This window comes from Pseudomonas sp. (assembly GCF_026224925.1).
Classification (GTDB): domain Bacteria; phylum Pseudomonadota; class Gammaproteobacteria; order Pseudomonadales; family Pseudomonadaceae; genus Aquipseudomonas.
The window spans coordinates 1-4224 of sequence record NZ_JAMFRV010000654.1; the positions used below are offsets into that span (position 1 = coordinate 1).

Here is a 4224-nt window from a genome sequence, read left to right on the forward strand (position 1 = left end):
AAACCCGCCTCGGCGGGTTTCGTTTATGTGCAGTACTTCTAATTTCTACGACCAGTTACCACATCAAGTCATCAGGCACTTGATACGCCGCGTACGGGTCATCAGCATCCGGCGCTTCGGTCGGGACGTTGAGCAACACGATCCGCCTTGGATCACGCTCCTGGATCTTCAGCGCAGCCTCACGCGGGATGATCTCGTAGCCGCCAGCGTGGTGAACGATGGCCAACGAACCCGCGCTGAGTTTGTTACGCATCAAGGCATTGACCGAGATGCGCTTGACCTTCTTGTCGTCAACAAAGTTGTAGTAGTCCTCGGTGGTCAGCTTCGGCAGCCGCGACACTTCGATCAACTGCTTGACCTGAGCGGTACGCGCCTTCTGCTCGACCTTCTCTTGTTGCTGACGATTGAGCTCCTGGTCGCGTTTGGCCTTTTCCGCCATGGCTTCCTGGGCAGCACGCTTCTGCGAGTCATCAGCGGTTATCTGGCCTTTGTGCACCAGACGCTGTTCTTTCTGCTTGTCTTTGCCGACCTGCTTGGCCTGCTTCTGATTGACCAAGCCTGCTTTGAGCAACTGGTCGCGAAGGGAGATGCTCATGATGCGTTCTTTTCCTGACGTTTGGCTTCGCCCCACAGAGCGTCCAGTTCTTCGAGGGTGCAATCTTCTATGGGACGGCGGGTTGCGCGCAATACCTGTTCGATAAATCGAAAGCGCCTTTCAAATTTTGTGTTCGCGGCACGCAGGGCGGTCTCTGGATCGACCTTGAGATGACGGGCCAGATTGACCACTGAAAACAGCAGGTCACCGACCTCCTCAGTCACCCCATCGGCATCGTCATCCGCCATGGACTCGAGCACTTCATCGAGTTCTTCACGCACCTTGTCGAACACTGGCAACGCATCCGGCCAGTCGAATCCGACCCGAGCGGCGCGCTTTTGCAACTTGGTCGACCGAGACAACGCGGGCAAAGCGGTTGGCACGTCATCGAGCAGCGACAGTTGTTCGGGTGCCTTGGATTTCTCAGCACGCTCTTCAGCTTTGATTTCTTCCCAGCGTTGTTTGACTTGCTCTTCGTCCAAGCGCGGCGCTTCCAGCGGCGCGTAGAGATCGCCAGTCGGGAACACGTGCGGGTGGCGGCGAATCAGTTTGCGGGTGATGCTATCAACCACACCGTCGAATTCGAAACGCCCTTCTTCCTGGGCCAGTTGGCTGTAATACACCACCTGAAACAACAAATCGCCCAACTCTCCCTGTAAATGATCAAAGTCACCGCGCTCGATGGCATCAGCTACTTCATAGGCTTCTTCAAGGGTATGCGGGACGATACTGGCGTAAGTCTGTTTGATATCCCACGGACAGCCAAACTGCGGATCGCGCAGCCGGGCCATGAGGTGGAGCAAGTCTTGGAGGTTATGCATGGGGTTCCCTTCGGTCACAGCGGCAAGCTTCAAGCTTCAAAGCGGCAAGTTAAAGCGGCTTTTGCTTGAAGCTTGAGGCTTGCAGCTTGAAACTGCCTTCAAGGTGTTCTGTTACGCCGGGTTTCGATGATGTTCGGCAGTTGGGATATTCGCCCCAACAACCGCCCCAGCGCATCCAGCCCCGGAATCTCGATGGTCAACGACATCAGCGCAGTGTTGTCTTCCTTGTTCGAGCGGGTGTTGACCGCCAGAACGTTGATCCGCTCGTTGAGCAGAACCTGGGAGACGTCACGCAGCAAACCGGACCGGTCGTACGCACGGATGACGATGTCTACCGGGTAGGTAAGCACCGGCACCGGGCCCCAACTGACCTGAATGATCCGCTCTGGCTCGCGACCGCCCAGCTGCAGCACTGACGAGCAGTCCTGACGGTGAATGCTGACCCCACGACCTTGGGTAATGTAGCCAACAATCGCATCGCCCGGTAACGGCTGGCAGCAGCCAGCCATTTGCGTCATCAAGTTGCCGACACCCTGAATCTGAATGTCGCCGCGCTTGCCAGGCTTGTAGCCCGTGGCCTTGCGTGGAATCAACTCCAGCTGTTCGTTGCCACGTTCAGGCTCGACCAGTTGCTGAGCCAGATTGACCAACTGCGCCAAACGCAAGTCGCCCGCACCCAAAGCCGCAAACATGTCGTCGGCGAGTTTGAGATTGGCCTTTTCCGCCAGCTTGTCAAAATCCACCTGGGGCAACGCCAGCCGAGCGAGTTCGCGCTCCAGCAGGGTTTTACCGGCAGCAACGTTCTGGTCGCGGGCCTGCAATTTGAACCAGTGGACGATCTTCGCCCGCGCCCGCGACGTGGTGATGTAACCCAGGTTCGAGTTCAGCCAGTCGCGGCTCGGCGTGCCGTGCTTGCTGGTGATGATCTCGACCTGCTCACCGGTCTGCAGGCTGTAGTTGAGCGGCACGATGCGCCCGTTGATCTTCGCACCACGGCAGTTGTGGCCGATCTCGGTGTGTACCCGGTAGGCGAAATCCAATGGCGTAGAGCCTTTGGGCAAGTCAATCGCGTGGCCGTCGGGGGTGAACACATAGACCCGATCAGGCTCGATATCGACTCGCAGCTGATCCGCCAGGCCACCGATATCACCCAGCTCTTCATGCCATTCGAGAACCTGACGCAGCCAGGAAATTTTCTCTTCGTAATGATTGGAGCCAGATTTGACGTCGGTGCCTTTATAGCGCCAGTGCGCACACACGCCCAACTCCGCCTCTTCGTGCATGGCATGGGTACGAATTTGGACTTCCAGCACCTTGCCTTCAGGACCGATGACCGCCGTGTGTAACGAGCGATAACCGTTTTCTTTAGGGTTGGCGATGTAGTCGTCGAACTCTTTGGGAATGTGCCGCCACAGCGTGTGCACGATCCCCAACGCGGTATAGCAATCGCGAACTTCGGGCACCAGCACGCGCAGCGCACGAACGTCATAGATCTGGCTGAATTCCAGACCTTTGCGCTGCATTTTGCGCCAGATCGAATAGATGTGTTTAGCACGGCCGCTGATGTTGGATTTGACTCCGGTCTGCAGCAACTCGTGTTCCAGCTGGCCCATGACCTCGCTGATAAACCGCTCACGGTCCAGGCGACGCTCATGGAGCAGCTTCGCGATCTGTTTGTATTGGTCAGGCTCAAGGTAGCGGAAAGACAAATCCTCCAGCTCCCATTTGATGTGACCAATGCCCAGCCGGTGCGCCAATGGCGCATAGATATCGAACACTTCCCGGGCGACCCGGTTGCGCTTTTCATCGGCAGCATTCTTCACCGCCCGGATAGCGCACGTGCGCTCGGCCAGCTTGATCAGCGCGACGCGGACGTCATCGACCATGGCCACCAGCATCTTGCGCAGGTTTTCCACTTGCGCCTGACTGCCCAGCACCAACGATTGACGCGGGCTTAGACTGGCACTGATCGCGGCCATGCGCAGCACGCCATCGATCAGTTTCGAGACCGTGGGGCCAAAACGCAGCGCGACGTCCGGGAGTTGAATTTTGCCCTCGCGCACGCCGCGGTAGATAACCGCAGCGACCAGCGAGTCTTGGTCGAGCTTGAGGTCAGCAAGAATCTCGGCGATTTCCAGGCCAGCCTGAAAACTCGAGGTACCTTCTGCCCACAAATTCTTTGAGGCGTTGTCCTGTTGCTCGGCGTGGCGGGCAAACTCGCAGGCTTCTTTCAAAGCTTGGCGGTCCAACGCGAGGTCGACGCTGACTATATGATCGAGCCATGCATCGAGATTGATACTGCCATCAGTGTTGATCGGCTGGTGCGCTCTCACCTGTACCATGTTGCTTACCTTCCCTACGGCGCGATAAAAAGCGCCTTCAGTCGCTGGCCTTCTTGAGCAAACGCTCCTTGCTGGGCAAGCAAGGGCTGTGCGTTCGCGGGCCAGTCGGATTAAACGAGATTCCCTGTAAACGGCCGACTCGTGTCCTTAAGCCGTACTGCTTACCTACTCGCTTCAAATAAAGCCATCGCCTCGACATGCGCCGTCTGCGGAAACATATCGAGGATACCGGCACGTTTTAATCGGTAGCCCTGCTTGATCAGTTCGACAGTGTCACGCGCTAAAGTTGCAGGGTTGCATGACACATAAAGCAACCGTTGGGCACCTAATGCAGCGACTTTGCGTACAACCTCGAAAGCGCCGTCACGCGGCGGGTCCAAGAGTACTGCAGAAAAACGCTCTGCGGCCCAGCCTGCATCTGCCAAAGGCTGGGACAAATCCGCTTGAACGAACTGCACGTTATGCA

Annotated in this window: 3 protein-coding genes and 1 pseudogene; all 4 read right to left on the bottom strand. The window is 57.2% G+C overall.

Annotated elements, in window-relative coordinates; translation table 11 throughout:
* Positions 1-55 precede the first annotated feature (55 nt).
* Positions 56-595, bottom strand: coding sequence for a DUF2058 domain-containing protein (locus tag M0974_RS27170; RefSeq protein ID WP_297844451.1), 540 nt, complete (start codon positions 593-595; stop codon positions 56-58).
* The gene (mazG, locus tag M0974_RS27175) at positions 592-1416 is read right to left on the bottom strand and encodes a nucleoside triphosphate pyrophosphohydrolase (RefSeq protein WP_297844454.1); all 825 of its coding nucleotides are present in this window, start codon (positions 1414-1416) and stop codon (positions 592-594) included. Before mazG ends, M0974_RS27170 begins: the two co-directional genes overlap by 4 nt.
* Before the next feature lie 98 nt (positions 1417-1514).
* Positions 1515-3758 carry a GTP diphosphokinase gene (relA, locus tag M0974_RS27180; RefSeq protein WP_297844455.1) on the bottom strand — a complete coding sequence of 748 codons (2244 nt, stop codon included), beginning with the start codon at positions 3756-3758 and terminating at the stop codon, positions 1515-1517.
* A 161-nt stretch (positions 3759-3919) separates the two neighbouring features.
* Positions 3920-4224: pseudogene (locus tag M0974_RS27185) on the bottom strand (23S rRNA (uracil(1939)-C(5))-methyltransferase RlmD); the annotation flags it as partial.